19 protein-coding genes are annotated in these 20,344 nt (G+C 56.0%); 7 read left to right on the top strand and 12 right to left on the bottom strand.

What is annotated here, in order from left to right; translation table 11 throughout:
• Window positions 1–13 precede the first annotated feature (13 nt).
• Window positions 14–427: an RrF2 family transcriptional regulator gene (locus tag EDB95_RS18955; RefSeq protein ID WP_133995891.1), complete on the top strand. Its 414-nt coding sequence runs from the start codon at window positions 14–16 to the stop codon at window positions 425–427.
• Here the strand turns inward: EDB95_RS18955 and EDB95_RS18950 are convergent.
• Genes EDB95_RS18950 through EDB95_RS18935 form a run of 4 tightly spaced genes read right to left on the bottom strand, consistent with a single transcriptional unit; the run spans window position 424 to window position 2,869 of the window.
• The gene (locus EDB95_RS18950) at window positions 424–732 is read right to left on the bottom strand and encodes a rhodanese-like domain-containing protein (RefSeq protein WP_133995889.1); all 309 of its coding nucleotides are present in this window, start codon (window positions 730–732) and stop codon (window positions 424–426) included. The genes EDB95_RS18955 and EDB95_RS18950 overlap by 4 nt on opposite strands.
• A 6-nt stretch (window positions 733–738) precedes the next feature.
• Entirely contained in the window at window positions 739–1,533 is a 795-nt protein-coding gene (locus EDB95_RS18945; RefSeq protein WP_133995887.1) for a PASTA domain-containing protein, read from the bottom strand.
• An 8-nt stretch (window positions 1,534–1,541) separates the two neighbouring features.
• A complete protein-coding gene (locus EDB95_RS18940; RefSeq protein WP_133995885.1) occupies window positions 1,542–2,525 on the bottom strand; it encodes a D-alanine--D-alanine ligase in 984 nt (327 codons plus the stop codon).
• Window positions 2,522–2,869 carry a 4Fe-4S dicluster domain-containing protein gene (locus EDB95_RS18935; protein WP_133995883.1) on the bottom strand — a complete coding sequence of 116 codons (348 nt, stop codon included), beginning with the start codon at window positions 2,867–2,869 and terminating at the stop codon, window positions 2,522–2,524. The genes EDB95_RS18940 and EDB95_RS18935 overlap by 4 nt, the downstream gene beginning before the upstream one ends.
• Window positions 2,870–2,909: 40 nt before the next feature.
• Between EDB95_RS18935 and EDB95_RS18930 the strand changes: the two genes are divergently transcribed.
• From EDB95_RS18930 to EDB95_RS18920, 3 genes are all read left to right on the top strand, one after another.
• Entirely contained in the window at window positions 2,910–3,893 is a 984-nt protein-coding gene (locus tag EDB95_RS18930; RefSeq protein ID WP_133995881.1) for an aldehyde dehydrogenase family protein, read from the top strand.
• 131 nt (window positions 3,894–4,024) lie between these two features.
• Window positions 4,025–5,587, top strand: coding sequence for a S1C family serine protease (locus tag EDB95_RS18925; RefSeq protein ID WP_133995879.1), 1,563 nt, complete (start codon window positions 4,025–4,027; stop codon window positions 5,585–5,587).
• A gap of 86 nt (window positions 5,588–5,673) precedes the next feature.
• Window positions 5,674–6,903: a TlpA family protein disulfide reductase gene (locus EDB95_RS18920; RefSeq protein ID WP_162852686.1), complete on the top strand. Its 1,230-nt coding sequence runs from the start codon at window positions 5,674–5,676 to the stop codon at window positions 6,901–6,903.
• Between the two features lie 48 nt (window positions 6,904–6,951).
• On the opposite strand, the gene EDB95_RS18915 is transcribed toward EDB95_RS18920, so the two are convergent.
• Together EDB95_RS18915 and EDB95_RS18910 are read right to left on the bottom strand one after the other, a co-directional pair.
• Window positions 6,952–7,416, bottom strand: a complete 465-nt coding sequence (locus EDB95_RS18915) for an HAD domain-containing protein (RefSeq protein WP_133995875.1) — start codon at window positions 7,414–7,416, stop codon at window positions 6,952–6,954.
• Window positions 7,417–7,635: 219 nt separating this feature from the next.
• Window positions 7,636–8,922, bottom strand: a complete 1,287-nt coding sequence (locus EDB95_RS18910; RefSeq protein WP_246073745.1) for an alpha-amylase family glycosyl hydrolase — start codon at window positions 8,920–8,922, stop codon at window positions 7,636–7,638.
• Between the two features lie 67 nt (window positions 8,923–8,989).
• Between EDB95_RS18910 and EDB95_RS18905 the strand changes: the two genes are divergently transcribed.
• Window positions 8,990–10,255 (top strand): 4-hydroxy-3-methylbut-2-enyl diphosphate reductase, encoded by a 1,266-nt coding sequence (locus EDB95_RS18905; RefSeq protein WP_246073744.1) that lies wholly within the window; start codon window positions 8,990–8,992, stop codon window positions 10,253–10,255.
• On the opposite strand, the gene cmk is transcribed toward EDB95_RS18905, so the two are convergent.
• Window positions 10,240–10,914 carry a (d)CMP kinase gene (gene cmk / locus EDB95_RS18900; RefSeq protein WP_133995871.1) on the bottom strand — a complete coding sequence of 225 codons (675 nt, stop codon included), beginning with the start codon at window positions 10,912–10,914 and terminating at the stop codon, window positions 10,240–10,242. The two genes, EDB95_RS18905 and cmk, sit on opposite strands and share 16 nt — an antisense overlap.
• Before the next feature lie 88 nt (window positions 10,915–11,002).
• A complete protein-coding gene (locus EDB95_RS18895; protein WP_133995869.1) occupies window positions 11,003–13,549 on the bottom strand; it encodes an ATP-dependent Clp protease ATP-binding subunit in 2,547 nt (848 codons plus the stop codon).
• A gap of 207 nt (window positions 13,550–13,756) precedes the next feature.
• On the opposite strand from EDB95_RS18895, the gene EDB95_RS18890 reads away from it, so the two are divergent.
• Together EDB95_RS18890 and EDB95_RS18885 are read left to right on the top strand one after the other, a co-directional pair.
• Window positions 13,757–14,047 carry an anti-anti-sigma factor gene (locus tag EDB95_RS18890; protein ID WP_246073743.1) on the top strand — a complete coding sequence of 97 codons (291 nt, stop codon included), beginning with the start codon at window positions 13,757–13,759 and terminating at the stop codon, window positions 14,045–14,047.
• 6 nt (window positions 14,048–14,053) lie between these two features.
• Window positions 14,054–14,851 (top strand): ribonuclease Z, encoded by a 798-nt coding sequence (locus EDB95_RS18885; protein ID WP_133995865.1) that lies wholly within the window; start codon window positions 14,054–14,056, stop codon window positions 14,849–14,851.
• Here EDB95_RS18885 and EDB95_RS18880 read toward each other — a convergent pair.
• From EDB95_RS18880 to EDB95_RS18865, 4 genes are read right to left on the bottom strand one after another with little or no spacing between them, the layout of a single operon-like run.
• Complete coding sequence (locus EDB95_RS18880) at window positions 14,812–15,234, bottom strand: hypothetical protein (protein ID WP_133995863.1); 423 nt, start codon at window positions 15,232–15,234, stop codon at window positions 14,812–14,814. The two genes, EDB95_RS18885 and EDB95_RS18880, sit on opposite strands and share 40 nt — an antisense overlap.
• A 34-nt stretch (window positions 15,235–15,268) precedes the next feature.
• On the bottom strand, window positions 15,269–16,159 hold the full coding sequence (dapA, locus tag EDB95_RS18875; RefSeq protein ID WP_133995861.1) for a 4-hydroxy-tetrahydrodipicolinate synthase: 891 nt from the start codon (window positions 16,157–16,159) through the stop codon (window positions 15,269–15,271).
• A 13-nt stretch (window positions 16,160–16,172) separates the two neighbouring features.
• The gene (locus EDB95_RS18870) at window positions 16,173–17,150 is read right to left on the bottom strand and encodes an acetyl-CoA carboxylase carboxyltransferase subunit alpha (RefSeq protein ID WP_133995859.1); all 978 of its coding nucleotides are present in this window, start codon (window positions 17,148–17,150) and stop codon (window positions 16,173–16,175) included.
• A gap of 40 nt (window positions 17,151–17,190) precedes the next feature.
• Entirely contained in the window at window positions 17,191–20,337 is a 3,147-nt protein-coding gene (locus tag EDB95_RS18865; RefSeq protein WP_133995857.1) for an efflux RND transporter permease subunit, read from the bottom strand.
• Between the last annotated feature and the right edge of the window lie 7 nt (window positions 20,338–20,344).

Below are 20,344 nucleotides of genomic sequence, written 5' to 3'. Positions count from 1 at the left end.
ATCGTACGAACACATGTTATCCAAGAAAACGCAATACGCCTTTCAGGCCCTGATGTACCTCGCCAAAAAAGAGGAAAATGAACCCGTGCTGATCGCCGAGATCGCCAAAAAGAAAAAGATTCCCCTGAAATTCCTGGAGAACATCCTGTTGGAACTCAAGAATGCGGGTGTTCTGGATAGTAAGAAAGGAAAGGGGGGCGGCTATTTCTTCAAAGAATCCCCCAAAAAGATCAAGCTGTCCTATGTCATGCGCACCCTGGACGGCCCGATTGCGCTGCTTCCCTGCGTCAGTCTGAACTTCTATGAGAAGTGCAAAAACTGCGACGAGAAGAATTGCGGGCTCAACGGCGTGATGTCTGCCGTCCGCGACTCTGCCCTAAAGATCCTCGAAAAAAAGACGGTGGCGGATATTGCCACGGAGGACTAGACGCCAAACTTCGCCTGCCATGCCAGCATGCCCCCTTCGAGGTTGATGACGTTGGCAAAACCCATCTGCTCCAGGAACATGGCCGCCTGGCCGCTGCGGTTCCCGCTCCGGCAATAGACGATGACTTCTTCGTCCTTCAGGGGTTCGAGTTCGTCCACGTCCATGGAACGGATGCGTCCCAGGGGATGTAAGATCCCGCCTATATTGAACTCTTCGTGTTCGAAGGGTTCCCTGACGTCGACCAGGTGGAGGGTCTCCCCCTTGTCCAACCTCGATTTCAGCGCTTCGGCTGTAATAGTATTCATAATGTTTTATTTAGTCGTATCCTGCCTTACCGGCAGTTGTTTGCCCACGTAGACGTCGATGGTCTGACCCGAATGGATCAGGTTAATGATCCCATCGGCGCTGACGGGGGGCGGATTCTGACGATAGATAAAGGCGGCTGCCGTATCGGTAACGTCCGCGTCCGGGACCACCGATCCCATCACCACCCCGTTGGCCTCCATGACAATCCTGGCATCCGCCAGGCGCATCCCGAAGAGGTCGGGGACAGGGATCTCCGTCTGTGCCACGCCCTGACCCAAAACCAGGGAAACCACGGTCCCCAGGGGGATCTTGGTACCGGCCTTGGTCGATTGCCCGTTGACCAGGACGTCCAGGACGGTATTGCGCGCAAAGTCGGGTTTGTAGGTCGTATCCCCCAGCTTCAGACCGTAACCCGCCAGGCTGCTTTCCGCGAATTTGAACTGAAGCCCCAGCAGGTTGGGGAGTTCGATCACGGGCGGAATGGCGCGGTTGATGGTCAGGTATACCGTCCGGCCGACCTTGACCTCGTCACCCGCATCCGGGCTTTGCCATACAATAGACAGCTTGGGCAGGTTGTCCCTATACGCAGAGTCCTCTACTGATACTTCAAGCCCAAAGCTTTTCAGGGTGCGGGTGGCTGCTTCCAGGTCCATGCCTTTGACCGAGGGTACCTTGACCGACTGGTTGTGGTGGGTGAAACTTCGCAGCGCAACGATAAAAACCAGCAGCAGCACGAGGGAAATGACCACAACGGCCAGCAGGTTTGCCAAAAAGGAACGGTGCGTGATGAATTTGAACATAGTTTGAATTAACGCCCGGTGGCTAAGGCTTCGTCTATAAGAAAAGAATAAAACTCTTTTAGTGACCAACCCGCAGCCTTTACCTGCTGGGGCACGATCGAGGCCTCGCTTTGGCCCGGAACCGTGTTCACCTCCAACAAGAACGGCTCATTCACCTGCTCGTTGTATATAAAATCGATCCGCACAATGCCTCTGCAGTTCAGCAACCCGTATACCTTCCGGGCCGCCGCTCTTGTTTTCTCCGCCATGGTCTCCGGGACCTCCGCAGGCGTAATCTCCTCGCTCGCGCCCAGGTATTTCGCCTCGAAGTCGAAAAACGCGTTTTTGGAACGGATTTCCGTGATGGGAAGCGTCACGACCTCTCCTTCACGGCGGAATACGCCCACCGTCAATTCCCTGCCCTCGATGAATTCCTCCACGAGCACCTGGGAATCGACGCCAAAAGCCTTTTCAATTGCCGTGCCTAACTCTTCGCTGGGCGTCAAAACCTTGGACGTGGCTATGCTCGACCCCCCGTTGTTGGGTTTTACAAACACCGGGAAACGCAGCCCCTTTATCTGGGTTTCGGGACTTTCGAAAAGATCCTTCACCAGGAGCACGGAACGCGCGACGTGTATGCCCCCCATGCCGGCCACCGCGACGGTAAACCGTTTGTTGAAGGTCAGTGCCGACGTGGCTGCGTCACAGGAGGTGTAGGGCAACCCGAGCATATCGAAATAACCCTGCAGCTTTCCGTCTTCCCCCGGTGTGCCATGGATGCCGATCAGGACGGCGTCAAAATGAATGCCGGCCACCGAGAAATCATTCTTATCCACCGCATGCACCACGCCCGCGGGATCGGTATACCACCAGCCGTCCGTGCGGACGTCAATGGTGTATGCCTCGTACTTGTCCCGGTCGATGTTCGCCGAGATCGTCACCGCGCTTTTATAGGATATCTCTGCTTCACCGGAATAGCCACCGGTGACAAAAGCAATACGTGGTTTACTCATATATGCAGCCGCTCCTTTTTGGACAGCAGCTCTTCCACGGTCTCCCGGTACATCTCATCGGGAACACAGCAGTCCACGGGGCAAACGGCCGCGCACTGGGGTTCTTCGTGAAAGCCCTGGCATTCCGTACACTTATTGGGAACGATGAAATACGTATCGACACTGATGGGCGCGAAGCGCTGACCGGCCTCAACGGACGATCCGTCCATCAACTGGTAGCTTCCTTTAACGGTGGTGCCATCCGAAATAGCCCACTCCACTCCTCCTTCGTAAATCGCGTTGTTCGGGCATTCCGGCTCGCAAGCCCCACAATTAATGCATTCTTCGGTAATCTTAATTGCCATACAATCAATTATTTTTGCTGAACAAAAATAGGCAAGCGCAGTGAATTTACGACAAAGAATTGAATTGCTGGGAAGGCTGGGGGACTACATGTCGTCAGCCGATCCGGCCTGGCTGGAGGCCAAAGAACGGGCGTTCGCGCTCAACCATTGGTTTGTTCCCGAATTCACCGACCTGGCGGTTGGTAACATCGTCAACCATTTCCTACAACCCTCCCTGCTGGATACCTGGACCGCCCGTTATCCCGGGCTGGGCAAGGGCCCCGCGCGGAACGTGGGCGTCGTCATGGCGGGGAATATTCCCCTGGTCGGGTTTCACGACTTCCTTTCTGTCTTTGTCAGCGGCCACCGGCAAACCATAAAGCTCTCCTCCAAGGACAACGTGCTTCTCCCCCACCTCGTGGGAATGCTTAGGGAGTGGGCCCCGGAACTGGCTTCGACGATCGTTTTCTCCGACCTGCTCAAAGGTTGTGACGCCTACATTGCCACCGGCTCCAACAATTCGGCGCGGTATTTCGAGTACTATTTCGGCAGGTATCCCAGCCTTATCCGGCGCAACCGGACCTCGGTGGCGGTACTCGACGGGTCGGAGACACCCGGAGAGCTGGACAAACTGGCTGACGACATCCACCAGTATTTCGGTCTGGGCTGCCGCAACGTAACTAAGATCTATGTACCCACCGGGTACGATTTCATACCGCTGCTTTCGTCGTTGAAACGCTATTCCTGGTTTTTCGACCACCACAAGTACAAAAACAACTATGACTACCAGCTGGCCATCTACCTGATGAACAATCAGTTTTATATGACCAACGATTCCATCGTCCTCCTGGAGCACAAAGACCTTTTTTCGCCCATCGGCACCTTATATTATGAATACTACCAATACCAGCCTTCTTTAGCCGGGAATCCCGATGTTCAATGCGTCGTGGGCCACGGCGGTCTGCCGTTTGGCGCAGCGCAACAACCGCTCCTGGAAGACTACGCGGACGGCGTCGATACCCTCGCCTTTCTGGCCAAAATTTAGTAACTTTAAGAGGGTCGTTCGCGCATCTACGAAGACCTTCCTAATAATTTGTTAATTCAAAATCCTTTAGGATCCATCCTGATAAGCTCTTCGTTAATTTTACATTCTAACGAAGAAAAAACGAAACAACCATGAACTGGAAAGGTATCCTGACAACAGTATTGGTGAGCGCGGCAACCGCTGTCGTGAGCGTAGGGCTGTATTCCAAATATGAACAAAAGAACAGTTACGTTTGGAAAGACAGCCAGGGAAAGGTGCCCGTGAACTATGCCGGCTTTTTCAATAAAGACGGCTCACCCGCTGAACCCGTAGACTTTGAAACCGCTGCCAGCACCGCCATCCCCGCGGTCGTACATATCAAGACCGTGACCAACCCCCGCCAGGTCTCCAACAACCTGCCCCGCCAGCGCAATCCTTTTGCCGAGCTGTTTGGGCTGGGTGACGACGATCCCTTTGGCGACTTTTTCCGGCAACGGACCATCCCCGGTCAGCAAGCCTCCGGGTCCGGGGTATTCATCAGCGAAGACGGGTATATCGTGACCAACAACCACGTCATCGACGGGGCAGACGAAGTCAACGTCACGCTGAGCAACAAGAAATCCATGAAGGCAAAGGTGGTGGCGGCAGATCCCAGCACCGACATCGCCGTTTTAAAAGTGGAAGGCCACGGGTATCCCTACCTGCTGTACGGGAACTCGGACGACGTCCATATCGGGCAGTGGGTCCTGGCCGTGGGTTATCCGTTTACACTGGAAACCACGGTGACCGCCGGTATCGTCAGCGCAAAGTCCAGGGCCCTGGGGATCAATTCCCGCAAGGCCGCCAACACCGCCGTGGAATCGTTTATCCAAACCGACGCGGCCGTCAACCCCGGGAACAGCGGGGGCGCCCTGATCAACCCGAAGGGTGAGCTGATCGGGATCAACTCCGCCATCGCTTCCCCCACCGGTTCCTTTGCAGGGTACTCCTTTGCCATCCCGGTCAACATCGTCAAGAAAGTGGTCAACGACCTGATCGCTTACGGTTCGGTGCAACGCGGTTACCTCGGCATCGAATACCCCAATGAACAACAGCTCGACGAACTCACCCCCGAACAACGCAAACAACAAGGGATACTGGACGACGTCAACGGCGTCTATATCTCCGCGGTGACCAAGGGTGGCGCCGCCGAAGCCGCCGGCCTCCAAAAGGGCGACGTCATCACAAAAATGGACGGCTCCACCATCAGCGGAGGCGCCGACCTCCAGGGGATGATTGCCCGTTTCAAACCCGGTGAGAAGGTGACTATCACCTATAAGCGCAACGGTAGCGAGCATTCCGTGGACGTGGTGCTGAAGAACAAGATCGGTACCGAGGACGTCACTGTCTCCACCGTCCTGGACAAGCTGGGCGCCCAGCTCACGACCCTGGACGAGAAAAAAGCCAAGCAACTGGGTGTCAAAGGCGGGGTCGTCGTATCCGGCATCAGCCGCGGTATCATCAGCGACCAGACGATGATGAAAAACAATTTCGTCATCCTGCGCGTAGACGGCAAGGATATTACCACCGTCGACCAGTTGAAAAATGCACTGGCCGGTAAATCCAGCGTCAACGTCGAGGGAATCTACCCCGGTTACGAAGGCGTTTACCAATACGGCCTCAACGACCTGAACGGCGCCTCCAGCCAGGGCGGTGACGACGACGGCGGACAATAAACACTAGTCTACCAATTATATGGGGAAAAGGGCCGCCTGTCATGCGCGGCCCTTTTTCATTGACCTACCCTCTTTACCTTTGCAACATGAGAAGAATAGCGTTTGCAGTCCTGGCCCTCTCCCTATCCTTGGGCGCCTCCGCCCAACTATACCATGGTTGGTGGCAAGGCAACCTCGTCCGGCCCGATGGACAAAACATCGTCTTTAATTTCCTGGTCAGGGATTCCGCGGGTAAGACCGTCCTCTATGTACGCAATGCTTCTGAGCGGCTCCTGGTCGATGACATCCGTTTTGCGGGGGACTCCGTGCATATCCGTATGCCGTTTTTTGAGGCGGGTTTCCGTTTGCAGCTCCAGCCCGATGGCCGGCTCACCGGCCAGTTTGTGCGCCGCCTGGCGCAAGGGGAGCTCGTCCAGCCGTTTTTTGCGGTACCGCGTACGACAGAGCGCTTCTTTTTGAGCAACGGCCCCGCCACCGTCCAGGCCCAGGGACGTTACGCCGTGCGTTTTATCGGCCGTAACGGCGCCACGCTTGACACCGCCGTGGGTGAATTCTTCCAGGACGGCAACCACGTTACCGGGACGTTCCTGACGCCTTCCGGCGACGACCGCTACCTGGAAGGTGTTGTTACCGGGGATTCGTTAAAGGTCTCCACCTTCGACGGCAACCATTCCTTTGTATTCGCCGCCGCTATCGATGGCAACCACGCGCTCCATGGCCGCGTGTATTCCAATATAGCGCCCTCCGGGACCTGGGAAGGTGTTTGGAACCCCCAAGCCGGCCTGCCCGACGAGGCTTCCCACCTCCTCAACAAGGACTCGTCCGTATTGCACTTCCGTTTTCCGGACCTCGACAGCAGCCTCGTTTCCATTGGGGACGCCCGTTTCCGCGGTAAGGTTGTCGTCATCCAGATCATGGGGTCCTGGTGCCCCAATTGCATGGACGAGACCGCCTTCCTCGCGCCCTGGTATAAGGCCAACCGCCACCGGGGCGTGGAAATCATCGGCCTCGCTTACGAGCGCTCCACCGACTTCGCGCGCTCCAAACGCGGGGTGGAAACCTTTAAAAACCGGTTCCACGCGACCTACCCCATGCTCATCACCGGGGTCACCGTCGGGGACCCCGACAAGGCGGCCAAGACGCTCCCGCAACTGGACGCCATCAATGCGTTTCCGTCGACCTTGTTTTTGGACAAGCACGGGCGTGTGCGCCGCATAACCGCCGGTTTCGAGGGGCCGGGCACCGGGGAGCACTACGCGGAATTCCAGAAGGATTTTAACGATTATATCGATTCGCTCTTAGCGGAGAAGGACTAAACAAAAAAGCCAGCTAAAAGCTGGCTTTTTTAATATAGATAGTATACACTAAGCAAAATGGTACCATTTGTTTAGAATAGCACTCGCATCCTTCAAATCATTATCCGTAAGTCCGATGGTAGGGCTTGTTATTATCGAGTTTTTCCTTAAAAAAGGTGGCAGGGAATTCAAGGATTTATCGTCATCTATGATGATAAAGTCTTCGCTTATGTCGTGGGAAGCGAACCATTCTACAATTTCATCTTTCCGACTAAGATTTCGCTCATTGTTGCCAAGAGACTCTATTTCTTTGACATCAATACCCCTATTGCTGAAAATATTTCTCCACTCGTCAACAGTGTAATTTGATTTATGGGACGTTGTAAGCATAACCGTTGTATCATCAGAAATAAGACGTTTAAGTGCATGACTTGCCTTTTTACTAAACGCCGGAAATCCGTCGTTAAGCAACTCAGGCCTTTGCCAACTTTTGGCTGGAACCATGACTCCATCTATATCTAAGAATATCAACATCAATAGCAAAATTACGCCTTATTTCAGCGATTCCAGGATTTTTTCAATCGGCAGATTGTTATATACTGCGTCGGTCTTAACTCAATGTCAGTTTTACGTATAAATTCTTCCAGAACTTGTTTTGTGATATTTTCCAATGAATTTACTTTTTGGCTGTAGATAAAACACCCAACTGAAACCTATCAACCAAAACCTGTATAAAAATTATGAGGGTAGAAATTACCGCTCCATCACGGTAAACCCCCAGGGCTGTAGCAGTACATCCCGGTCGCGCCCTACATCGCTGCGGCGCCCCGTAAAGGCGTCCGTATACGCGCCGACCGCCCAGTCGTCGTTCAACCGGAAAGTCACCGCGTCCTTGGAGAAGTTCAGGTACACCAGCACTTCTTTATCCCCGCGCTTGCGCAAAAACGCAAACACCTTGTCATCAGCAGTAGTATGCAACCGGTAGGTGGTCACCAGCGAGTCGCCGGCGCGGAGCGCGGGATTGCGGCTGTGCAGCGTCAGCAGCGTATGATAAAACTCCTGGAGGGCCGGCGTGCCCCCGCCCCACTCGATGGGGTCGTGCTCGAAGAATTTCAGGCGCTTATGATTGGGCAGTTCCTGCCCGCTGTAGATCATGGGGATCCCGTTCCAGGTACAGCTAAAAACCGCCAGGGGAAGCGCCATATCCCCATATTTCTCGTATTCGGTGCCGTTCCAGGTGTTTTCGTCGTGGTTGGACGTAAACAACAGCCGCATGGCGTCAAAAGGCGGCTTACTATTATAAGCATACAATACACTGTCGAGTGCGGAGAGGGGGCCGTGCTGCTGGTAGAAGGTCTGAGTGGTATGCATCCAGGTCCAGGTATAGGCGGCGTCAAACACCGTCAGGTAGTCGGGGTTGTCGAGCTGGTCGAGCTCGGCCATCCAGTACAACGGCTTGACGGAATCCACCGCGGCCCGGGCCTGGGTCCAGAAGTCCAGGGGGACAAGCATGGCCATGTCGCAACGGAAACCGTCTATGTCGCAGGTCCGGACCCAGAATTTCATGCTTTCGATCATGGCCTGGCGGAGACCGGCATTGCTGTAGTCCAGGTCGATGACGTCCGCCCAGCCATGGGGGTCGTAAAACTGCCCGTGTTCGTTGCGCTTGTAGTAGTCGGGGTGCGCCTTTGTCCAGGGATGGTCCCAGCCGGTGTGGTTGGCGACCCAGTCGATGATGACCTTTAGACCGAGGCGGTGGGCCTGCTGGACGAGGTTGCGGAAATCTTCCAGGGTGCCAAATTCCGGGTTGATGGCGGTGTAGTCCGCGCAGGCGTAGTAGCTGCCCAGGGTACCCTGGCGTTTTTCACGGCTGATGGGGGTGACCGGCATAAACCAGAGCGTTTCCACGCCCATGGCCTTTAGCCGGGGGAGCGAACGGGAAAAGCCGATAAAGGTCCCTTCGGTAGAATATTGACGGACATTGACTTCGTATATATTCGTGGCGTTTACCCAGGGAAGGGGTTGAAATCGTTTTTCCATAGTTGTGGGTTGGCGGCCGGACACCGTCAGCGCAAGACAGGCAAAACCTATATATGCCCGGATACTCATGGAACAAACCTACGAAAAAGGGCCGTACCTTTGCCCCGAAACCGAGCTTTCCATGAAGCAATTCGACGTTCCCATCATATACCGGAGCCCCCTGATCAGTGCCATCAAACAACACCGGAAGGAAGGCGACAAGCTGAAAAAAGACTTTAGCCCGACCCTCCTGGATTTTGGAGACATGCACATTTACCTGGCCCGGCACTTCGGTTTTTGCTACGGGGTGGAAAACGCCATCGAGATCGCCTTCCGGACCATCGAGGAGAACGCAGGACGCAGGATCTTCCTGCTCAGCGAGATGATCCACAATCCCCAAGTCAATGCGGACCTCCAGGAGAGGGGGGTACGTTTCCTCATGGACACTTATGGACACCAGCTCATCCCCATGGAAGAGCTGACGGCGGAGGACATCGTGATCATCCCGGCCTTTGGTACCACGCTGGAAATCGAGTCCAGGCTGAATGCCATTGGGTTGAAGACGGAACGCTACAACACCACCTGTCCCTTTGTGGAAAAGGTCTGGAACCGGGCCGAAGCGATCGGGCAGAAAGGGTATACCATTATCGTCCACGGCAAACCCCGGCACGAAGAGACCCGGGCCACGTTTTCCCACGCCGCCGCCGATGCGCCTACCCTGGTGGTCAACGATATGGCGGAGGCGCAAACGCTGGCGGCCTTCATGCGCGGCGAGCAACCCCTCCAGGATTTCTACACCACTTTCAAAGGACGGTATTCGACAGGCTTCGATGTCACCAAGGACCTCCACCGGATCGGCGTCGTGAACCAGACCACACAGCTGGCCAGCGACACCCAGGCGATCGCGGAATACCTCAAACAGGTCGTCGAGGCCTTACCCGGGGGTGACTTTGCCGACAACCGGGACACGCTTTGCTACGCCACGAACGACAACCAGACGGCCGTGCACGGGTTGCTGGAAACGCCCGCCGACGTGGCCATCGTGGTGGGCGGGTACAACAGTTCCAATACCACCCACCTTGTCGAGCTGTGCGAACAGCGACTGCCGACCTTTTTTATCAATTCGGAAGAAAAGATCCTTTCGGTGGAAGAGGTCCTTCACTATGACTTTCACCATCGCCAGGAACGCCTGACGAAAAACTTCCTGCCCTGGAAACGGCCGGTGCGCATCCTGCTCACCAGCGGGGCGTCATGCCCCGATGCGCTGGTCGAGGGCGTGATCCGAAAACTGGCGGCGTTTTATAGAAAGGAATACCTGATCGACAAGATCATCGCGCGTTATACGCGTTCGTGAACGAGCTTGATGGCCCAGGCGAGCTGCTCCTCCATCGTCATATACGAGTTATCCAGGACCACCGCGTCCTCCGCCTGCCGGAGCGGGCTGATGGCCCGGTGTGAGTCGATATAATCCCGCATTTCGAGGTTGCTTTTCACTTCTTCGATGGTAATATTCGGGTTTTTGGCATAGAGCTCCTTAAAACGGCGCTCCACGCGGATGGCGTTGTCGGCGGTCATAAAGATCTTGAGCTCTGCGTGAGGGAAGACCACCGTGCCAATATCACGACCGTCCATGACGATCCCCTTGCGGGCACCCATCTTGCGCTGCTGGGCCACGGCAAAGGTCCGCACGGGCCCCAGGGCCGCCACCTCGCTCACTTTCTCGGCAACGACCAGGTCGCGGATGACGTACTCCACGTTTTCCCCGTTGAGATACATCTCGGATTGATCGGTATGGGCGTTGTGGTGGAACTCCAGGGATACATCGGCCAGGTGTTGCTGGACGGAAGCGTTGTCGGACCAGTCGACGTGGTGACGGAGGAAATAAAGGGTAATAGCGCGGTACATGGCACCGCTGTCGATGTAAACATACTTCAGCTCCTTTGCCAAACCGCGCGCCAGCGTGCTCTTTCCACAGGAAGACCAGCCGTCGATGGTGATGATGATCTTTGTCATGTACAGACACAAAAATGCCGCAAATTCGGGGGAAAACCAAACTTGCGGCAGTTGTTGTATGTGGCCCGGCGGGCCTCAGCGCGGAGGCTTACGCCTCTGCGGACTTCTCTTTCTTAGAAGGCTTCTGCTCCTTCTTCTTAAACTTGATCTTCCCGGCCTCTTTATCCAGTTCGGCGAGCAGGATGTCGCCCTGGTTGATGTGCAGGTTCAGGATCTCTTCGGCCAGGGGGTCTTCCAGGTATTTCTGGATGGCCCTGTGCAGGGGTCTTGCGCCAAATTGGGAGTCATATCCTTTGTCGGCGATAAAGCCCTTGGCCTCTTCGGTGAGCTCCATGGTGAACCCCAGGTTGGTCAGCCGGACCATGACGCCCTTCATCAGGATGTCGATGATCTGGAAGATGTGCTCCTTGGTCAGTTGGTTGAAGATCATCACGTCGTCCACACGGTTGAGGAACTCGGGAGAGAACGTGCGTTTCAACGCCTTTTCGATCACGGCCTTGTTGTTATCGTCGGCGTTCTGCATCTTGGCGGCGGTGGTGAAACCCACCCCGTCCCCGAAGTCCTTCAGGTGACGCACCCCGATATTGGAGGTCATGATGATGAGCGTGTTCTTGAAGTCCACCTTGCGACCCAGGCCATCCGTCAGTTGCCCGTCGTCAAGGACCTGCAGGAGGATGTTGTAGATGTCCGGGTGGGCCTTTTCGATTTCGTCCAGGAGGATCACCGAATACGGTTTCCTGCGGACGCGCTCGGTCAACTGACCGCCTTCTTCATATCCGACGTAACCGGGAGGCGCGCCGATCAGGCGGCTCACGGTGAACTTCTCCATGTATTCGCTCATGTCGATCCGGACGAGGGCTTCCTCCGAATCAAACATATAGCGCGCCAGTGCCCGTGCCAGCTCGGTCTTACCCACCCCGGTAGGTCCGAGGAAGATAAAGGTACCGATGGGTTTCTTGGGATCTTTCAAACCGACCCGGTTGCGCTGGATCGCTTTCACCACCTTGTCGATGGCTTCTTCCTGCCCGACAACGGCACCCCTCAGGTCCTCGGCCATACGGCGGAGTTTGTCGCTCTCCGCCTGTACCATCCGGCGGACGGGGATACCCGTCATCATGCTGACGACCTCGGCAATGTCTTCTTCGGCTATGGGATAGCGTTTGTGCTTCGACTCTTCTTCCCAGATACCTTTCGCCTTTTCCAGCTCTTCACCGAGACGCTTTTCGGTGTCGCGCAAAGAAGCGGCTTCTTCGAAACGCTGGCTCTTGACGACCTTGTTCTTTTCCTGTTTGATGTCCTCGATCTTTTTCTCCAGGTCCAGGATCTCCTGGGGCACGTTGATGTTCTTCAGGTGCACCCGGGCGCCCACTTCGTCCATCACGTCGATGGCCTTATCGGGCAGAAGCCGGTCGGTGATGTAGCGGTCGCTCAGCTTGACGCAGGCTTCCACGGCATCGGCCGCGTATTCCACGTTGTGGAACTCTTCGTATTTGGGTTTGATGTTGTTCAGGATCTGGATGGTTTCGTCCACGGTGGGCGGATCGACCATGACCTTCTGGAACCGGCGGTCGAGGGCACCGTCCTTTTCGATGTACATACGGTACTCGTCCAAAGTGGAGGCGCCGATGCACTGGAGCTCACCCCTGGCCAGGGCGGGCTTGAAGATGTTGGAAGCGTCCAGCGAACCGCTCGCACCCCCGGCACCGACGATGGTGTGGATCTCGTCGATGAACAGGATCACGTCCCGGTTCTTTTCCAGCTCGTTCATGATCGCCTTCATGCGTTCTTCGAACTGGCCTCTGTACTTCGTCCCTGCCACCAGGGCGGCGAGGTCGAGGGAAATGACGCGTTTGTCAAAAAGCACCCGGCTGACCTTCCTTTGGACGATCCTAAGGGCAAGGCCTTCCACGATGGCGGTTTTACCCACACCGGGTTCACCGATCAGGATGGGGTTGTTCTTCTTGCGGCGGGAGAGGATCTGGGAAACCCTTTCGATCTCCTCCTCACGGCCGACGATAGGGTCCAGCGAACCCGTTTCCGCCAGGCGCGTGATGTCCCGTCCGAAATTGTCCAGGACCGGGGTCTTGCTTTTCGCATTACCGGCGGCCTTTGCCCTTTGCCCGGCGTAGCGCGACTTTTCGTCTTCGAATTCTTCTTCCGCCGGGTCATCCGCATACTCCGACCGGGGATTCGCATTGGATTGTACCATCCCAAGCTCGTTGCGGAACACATCATAGTCCACGTCGAACTGGTTCAGGATCTGGGTCGCAATGTTTTCGCGGTTCTTGAGGATCGACAGCATCAGGTGTTCGGTCTCGACCTGCGGGCTTTTGAGGGCCTTGGCTTCGAGCACGGTCACCCGGATGACCTTTTCAGCCTGCTTGGTGAGCGGTAGGCTGTTGATATTGGCGATGTTCTTGCCGGTTTTATCCTTTACAGCGAGTTCGATTTCCTTACGAAGTTCATAGAGGTCGACGTTAAGGGTCTTCAATATCTTCACTGCCGTATTATCACCCTCCCGGATCAGTCCCAACACAAGGTGTTCGGTACCGATGAAATCATTTCCCAGCCGCAAAGCCTCCTCCCTGCTAAATGAAATGATCTCTTTTACCTGCGCTGAAAAATTATGGTCCATTTTTATAGGTTTGATTTTTCGTGTCTTTACAATAATAACAAATATTTTTGACTAGCGTTAGGCGGTTGTTCCGCACATTCTGTTAATAAGTAGTTTATTAGCGTTATGAATTGGAAAGAAGTCAAAATTGATACCAAAGAGAAATTTCATGTTATAACGCCTTTCGGGCCGGATCTCCCTGCTAATTTGACAGATAAGATACGGAATATGATGCATGAATTCCTTGAAAATCCCGTTAAAAACGTTGTATTTAACGCTGAGAACGTGGAATCCATGGCCGACGACGTGGCTGACTGCCTGGCTGCCCTGCAAGCCGCTTTTCAGGCGCATCATGCCTCTTTTGTCACGTGTTGTCTCCAGCCCGCGGTCAGGCAGCAACTGGCCTCCCGGGACCTGTTAGACCTGCTCAACGTCACACCGACAGAAAGCGAAGCCTGGGACATCGTACAGATGGAAGAGATCGAAAGGGAGATATTTGGGAACGAAACGGAGGACTAACACAGTATGCAGGGCGTCACAATTTTGGGGAATAATTCGGCGGTTCCGGCATTCGACCGGCACCCTACAGCCCAGGTCCTTACCGCACGGGACCACCTGTACCTCATCGATTGCGGGGAAGGGACTCAAATACAAATAATCCACTATAAGATTCGGCGCTCGAAGATCCATCGCATCTTTATCTCCCACCTGCACGGCGACCACTACTTTGGGTTGATCGGCCTGATCAACAGCATGGGGCTTCTTGGACGCATACAACCCCTGCACATCCACGGCCCCGAGCCACTCTGGCAAATCCTGCAACTGCAACTAAGAGAAGCAGATACGCATTTGCCTTTCGATCTGCAGTTTCACCCGCTGCCCGAAGAAGGCTTTGTTGCGGAAGACAAGAATACCACGGTGCACTGTTTCCGCACCAATCACCGGATTGCCTGCTGGGGCTTTTTATTCGAGGAGAAACAACCGACCAGGACCGAACGGGCGGCCGGCAGGGACAGGGGCATGTCTTATGCATTTTGCGCCGACACGAAGTATGACTTAAGCCTGGTAGAGAAGATCAAGGGCGCCGACTGGGTGTACCACGAGACGACCTACCTGGATGACCTCAGGGCCAATGCTGAGATGCGCTACCACAGCACTACCCGCCAGGCGGCGGAGATCGCGCGCCTGGCGGGGGCCGGGAACCTCCTCATCGGGCATTTCAGCAGCAAGTATGCAGACCTGGAACCCTTCCTGGAGGAGGCACAAGAGGTGTTTCCGCGCACTTATCTGGCGCTGGAAGGAACAACTTTTCTGTTTAAATAAGTCGTCTGTTTCGGAAAGTCATCGGTCCAACCCGCCACCGTCAGGTGGAATGTCGTATCACTGTTGACGGTCACTTTCCGGTTGTCCATCGGCTTGCCGTCGCCCATACACTCGACGGTTTCCTTGGTTCCCCGCGTCACCTTGATCTCGTACATATTGGCGGGTACATTCTCCGCCGTCATCGTCCACTTCCCGGTAGCGTCCTTGACAAACTGGGAATTCGGATCGTTAGGAGTCCACTGATTATATTCCCCCATGAGGTACATGGCGTCATCGGGGTGTTTGGGCGGGATCGCGTCCAGGACGAGTTTTACGGTATACTGCGCCCGTACTGTGATACAGAGGAAGGCGGCGACCACGAACAAAGAAACTTTTTGGAGCATAGATAGGGTTTTGTGGGAAAAAGTACGTCTTTTCTCACGATTCCCCAAGCGCCGCTGCATAAGCACGGACCTGTTCCATCAACGGCTCGCTCAAAGGCACGAGCGGCAGCCTGAGCACGTTCTTGATGACTTTGTATTCGGCCAGGAATGCCTTTACACCCGCGGGGTTGTTCTCGGCAAAAAGCAGGTTGATGCCTTCGACAAGTTTTGCCAGCAACGGCTGGGCTTTGTCATAATCTTCGTCAAGCGCATACCGGATCATCCTGGAGAAAATCCCCGGCCAGGAATTGGCGGCCACGCTGATCACGCCTTCCATGCCACAGGCAATCAGGGGGAGCGCCAGGTGGTCGTCACCCGAGACGACAAGGAAGTCCGCGGGCCGGTCCCGGAGGATCTCCATACACTGCACCATATTCCCGCTGGCCTCCTTGATACCGGCGATACCCGGTACCTCCCGGGCAAGGCGAATCGTGGTCGCGGCGCTTATATTGGACCCGGTCCGGCCGGGTACGTTATAGAGGATAACCGGCTTGGGGGAAGCGGCGGCGATGGCTTTATAGTGCTGAAAAATGCCCTCCTGGGATGGCTTGCTGTAATATGGACTGTTGCTGAGTACGGCCACGGTTCCCTCCAGGGGCAGGGTTTCCAGGTCACGGATCACCGAAGCGGTGTTGTTTCCCCCGACCCCGGCGACGACCGGCACCCTTCCGGCTGCTTTTTCGACCACGAATGCCAGCACCTTCCGTTTCTCTTCGGCGGTCAACACCGGGGGTTCGCCCGTGGTGCCCAAGGCGACCAGGTATTCCACCCCGCCTTTGATCACGTACTCGATAAGACCGGCCAGCGATCCATAATCTACCTGTTGGTCCTCGCCAAAAGGAGTGACCAGTGCGACTCCCGTCCCACGCAGCAATGTCCTTAACATAACCTATTGATTTCTAAGAAATTTCTTCAAAAAAGCCCATTTGGCTGAACTTGTTGATCCGTTGTTCGATCCGTTCTTCGGGGGTCATCTGTTTAAGTTCCCCCAGGGCTTGGACCAGGTGGTCCTTCAGGATGGATGCGGCCATGTCGTAATCCCAGTGGGCGCCGCCATCGGGTTCAGGGATCACCCCGTCGACCAGGCCGAACCGGGACATGTCCTGGGAGGTGAGTTTGAGCTCCTCGGCAGCCTTTTCCTTTTGCTCCCAGCTCCGCCACAGGATGGAGCTGCAGTTTTCGGGAGATATGACGGTGTACCAGGTATTCTCCATCATAAAGACCCGGTCGCCCACACCGATACCCAAGGCTCCCCCGCTGGCGCCTTCGCCGATGATGACACAAATCACCGGTACCCGGAGCCGCATCATTTCGAAGATATTTTTGGCGATCGCCTCCCCCTGTCCCCTTTCTTCCGCTTCGGGACCGGGATAGGCACCGGGGGTATCGATCAGGGTGACAACGGGTTTATTGAACTTCTCGGCCAGTTTCATCAGCCGGAGCGCCTTGCGATAGCCCTCGGGGTTGGCCATGCCGAAGTTGCGCAACTGGCGCATCTTCGTATTGATCCCCTTTTGGTGCCCGATGAACATGACGGTCTCCCCGTTCAGTTGTCCGAAACCGCCCACCATCGCCTTGTCGTCCCGCACATTCCGGTCCCCATGGAGTTCGATGAAATGGGTGGTCATGCGCTTGATATAGGCGGCGGTATAGGGACGTTCGGGGTGGCGGCTGAGCTGCACCCGTTGCCAACTGGTCAGATGGGAGGTCATCTCCTTCCGTCTCTCCTGGACCTGGTTCTCCAATTGCTCCAAAGAAGCCCTGTAGTCCACCTTCTGGTTCTTCTCCGCCATGTGCTTCAACTGCGCGATCTGGTCGTAGAGCTCTTTGATCGGTTTCTCAAATTCCAGGAATTGTCGATTTTGTGTGGTAGCCATATCCGGGTTGAAAGGTAAAATGGGGTGTAAATATAGGCATTTAGCCCTTCCGCCGCGCAAACTCCTTCCGATACGCGATCCGCATAATCAACACAAAGAGAACAGGCACGAAGAAAATCGCCAACCCCGTGGCCGCCAACATCCCCCCCAACACCGTGATCCCGATGGTCTGCCGGGACACCGCGCCCGCGCCGGTCGCCAACACCAGGGGCATCACCCCCAGGATAAACGCCAGCGACGTCATCAGGATCGGCCGGAGCCGGACCCTGACCGCGTCGAGGGTCGCCTGTATCAACTCCATCCCGCTGTCCACCCGCTCCTTGGCGAATTCCACGATCAGGATGGCATTTTTCGCGGCCAGGCCGATCAGGGTCACCAAACCGATCTGGGCATAGACGCTGTTGGAGATCGCCGGTTTGCAGACCAGGGCGATGATGGCGCCAAAGGCCCCGATGGGTACAGCCATCAGCACCGAGAAGGGCACCGACCAGCTTTCGTACAATGCAGCTAAGAAAAGGAAGACGAAGACAATGGAGATGGCAAAAATATAGGTCCCGCTGGATCCTTGCGTGACTTCCTGCCGGCTGAGACCGGAAAATTCATACCCGTAGCCAACGGGCAGGGTCTGGTCGGCCACCTCTTTCAGGGCCTGGATGGCCTGGCCGCTGCTAAAGCCGGGTTTGGCCGTGCCGTCGACTTCCGCGCAGCGGAAAAGGTTGAAGTGGGTGATGAGGGGCGCGCTTTCGACGACCCTGCTGCTGATGACGGTGCTGAGCGGGATCATCGCGCCCTCGTTGTTGCGGACGTAATAGTTCCCCATCTCGGCGATGTTGTCGCGGTACGTCGTGTCGGCCTGGGCCACGACGTGAAACGTCCGTCCGTAAAGGGTCAGGTCGTTGACGTACTGGCTCCCCATCATGGTTTGCATGGCGGTGAATACGTCCGACACGGCAATGCCCAGTTGTTTGCATTTTTCCCGGTTGACCGTGACCTGGTAACCGGGTGTACGGGCGGTAAAGAACGAGAACGCCCGCCCGATTTCGGGACGTTTGTTGACAGCGGCCAGGTAGTTCTGGAGCACTTTTGAGAATTCCTGTATGTCGCCGTTCCCCGACTTTTGCTCCAGCATAAAGGTAAAACCCGCCGAAGCGCCCAACCCGGGGATGGCCGGGGGTTGGATGACAACGACGTTGGCTTCCTTCGCCACCATGCTGAACTTCCGCTGGAGGTCGGCGACGATGGCGTCGCTTTTCAGGGAGTCGGCCTTCCGCTGGTCCCAGGGTTTGAGCTGGCAAAAGATCGTGCCGCTGTTGGACTTGGCCGCACCCGTCAATACGTTGTATCCCCCCAGGGCCGCAAAATGCGCGACCGCATTGGAGTCCGCCGCCAGCACCTTTTGCATCCTGAGCAGGGTTTGGAGACTTCGGACGGTGGATGTGGCCTCCTGCAGCTCAAACGTGATATACACACGGCCCTCGTCTTCCTGGGGGATGAACCCGGTGGGCTTGGCCTTGAACAAAAGAGCGGTGACGATGAAAATGCCGATCAGCAGGGCCACTATCACCGGCCAGACCTTAATGGCGCGACGGACGATCAGGGTATACCGGATGGTGAACCGGTTAAAGGACCGGTTGAACCAGTAAAAGAATTTGTTGATTCCTGTGGAGTCTTTGGCAATGTGCATAGGCTTCAGGATCAACAGGCAAAGGGCGGGCGTCAGGGACAGGGCCACAAAAGCGGAGATCACCACCGAGACCGCGATGGTAATGGCGAACTGCTGGTACATCCGTCCTACGATGCCCGGTGTAAAGCCAACGGGGACGAATACCGCGGCTAAGATAAGGGCGATGGCCACGACAGGACCGGAGATGTCCTTCATCGCATGGATGGTGGCGTCCCTGGGGCTGAGGTGTTGTTCGTCCATATAGTGCTGGACCGCTTCGACCACGACGATGGCGTCGTCGACCACGATCCCGATGGCCAGGACGAAGCCAAACAAGGTCAGGGTATTGATGCTGAAACCCAATGGAATGAAAAAGGCAAACGCCCCGATGATGGATACGGGTATCGCCAGCACGGGGATCAGCGTGGCTCTCCAGCTCTGAAGGAAAAGAAAAACCACCAATACCACCAGCCCCAGCGCTTCGAGGAGCGTCGTCTCGACTTCATCGATGGAAACCTTGACAACGGACACGGACTCGAAAGGCACGACGTAGTCTACGTCGTAAGGAAAAGATTTTTTGAGCTCCGTCATGGTCGCGTAGATCCCGCTGGCCACCTGCAGGGCGTTGCTGCTCGGGGTCTGGTACACCAGGAGGTACGACGCGGGCCGGCCGTCCACAAAGGAATTGCTGGCATAGGCGAATTTCCCGAGCTCGACCCTGGCCACGTCCTTGAGGTAGATGAGCGAATGCGTGGCGGGGTCCGTTTTGACGATGATGTTTTCGAAGTCCGATACCTGGTTGAGCCGTCCGTTGACGTATACGTTATACTCGAACGGCTGGCCGCCCGGCTGCGGAGGGGCCCCTACGGCGCCGGCGGCTACCTGCACGTTTTGTTCCTGCAGCGCATTGGTAATGTCCCCGGCCGTGAGTTTGTACTGCGCCAGTTTGTCCGGTTTCATCCAGACGCGCATGCTAAAGTCGTCCGCCCGGGAAATGACGTCCCCCACCCCCGGAACCCGCAACAGCGCATCCCGGAGATAGATGTTGGCGTAGTTGTCCATGAAGGGGACGCTGTGCGTCCCTTTGGGGGAGAACAATGCAACCAGCAGGAGGATGGTCGGGCTTCTTTTGCGGACCACCACGCCCAGCCGGCTAACTTCCTGCGGCAACAAGGGCGCCGCGATGGCGGCCCGGTTCTGGACGTCCAGGGCCGCGATATCCACGTCCGTGCCGATCTGGAAGTTCACGCTCATGTTCATGACGCCGGAGCTCGTATTCGCCGTCTGGATATAGTCCATGCCCGGTACCCCGTTGACCTGGATTTCGATGGGGGTGGCCACCGTCTGTTCGATCGTCTGGGCATCCGCCCCGGTATAGGTCGCCGTGACCGACACCACCGGGGGAGAGATGTTGGGATACTGGCTGATGGGCAGGCTGGACATGGACAGGAGCCCCACCAAAACGATGACGATGGAAATGACGATGGCGGTATTGGGACGTCGGATGAAAGTATCGGCGATCATAACGGTC

The sequence above is a fragment of the Dinghuibacter silviterrae genome (assembly GCF_004366355.1).
Taxonomy (GTDB): Bacteria; Bacteroidota; Bacteroidia; order Chitinophagales; family Chitinophagaceae; genus Dinghuibacter; species Dinghuibacter silviterrae.
The sequence above is the reverse complement of the archived record's forward strand: the minus strand, read 5'-3'. Positions and strand labels throughout refer to the sequence as shown.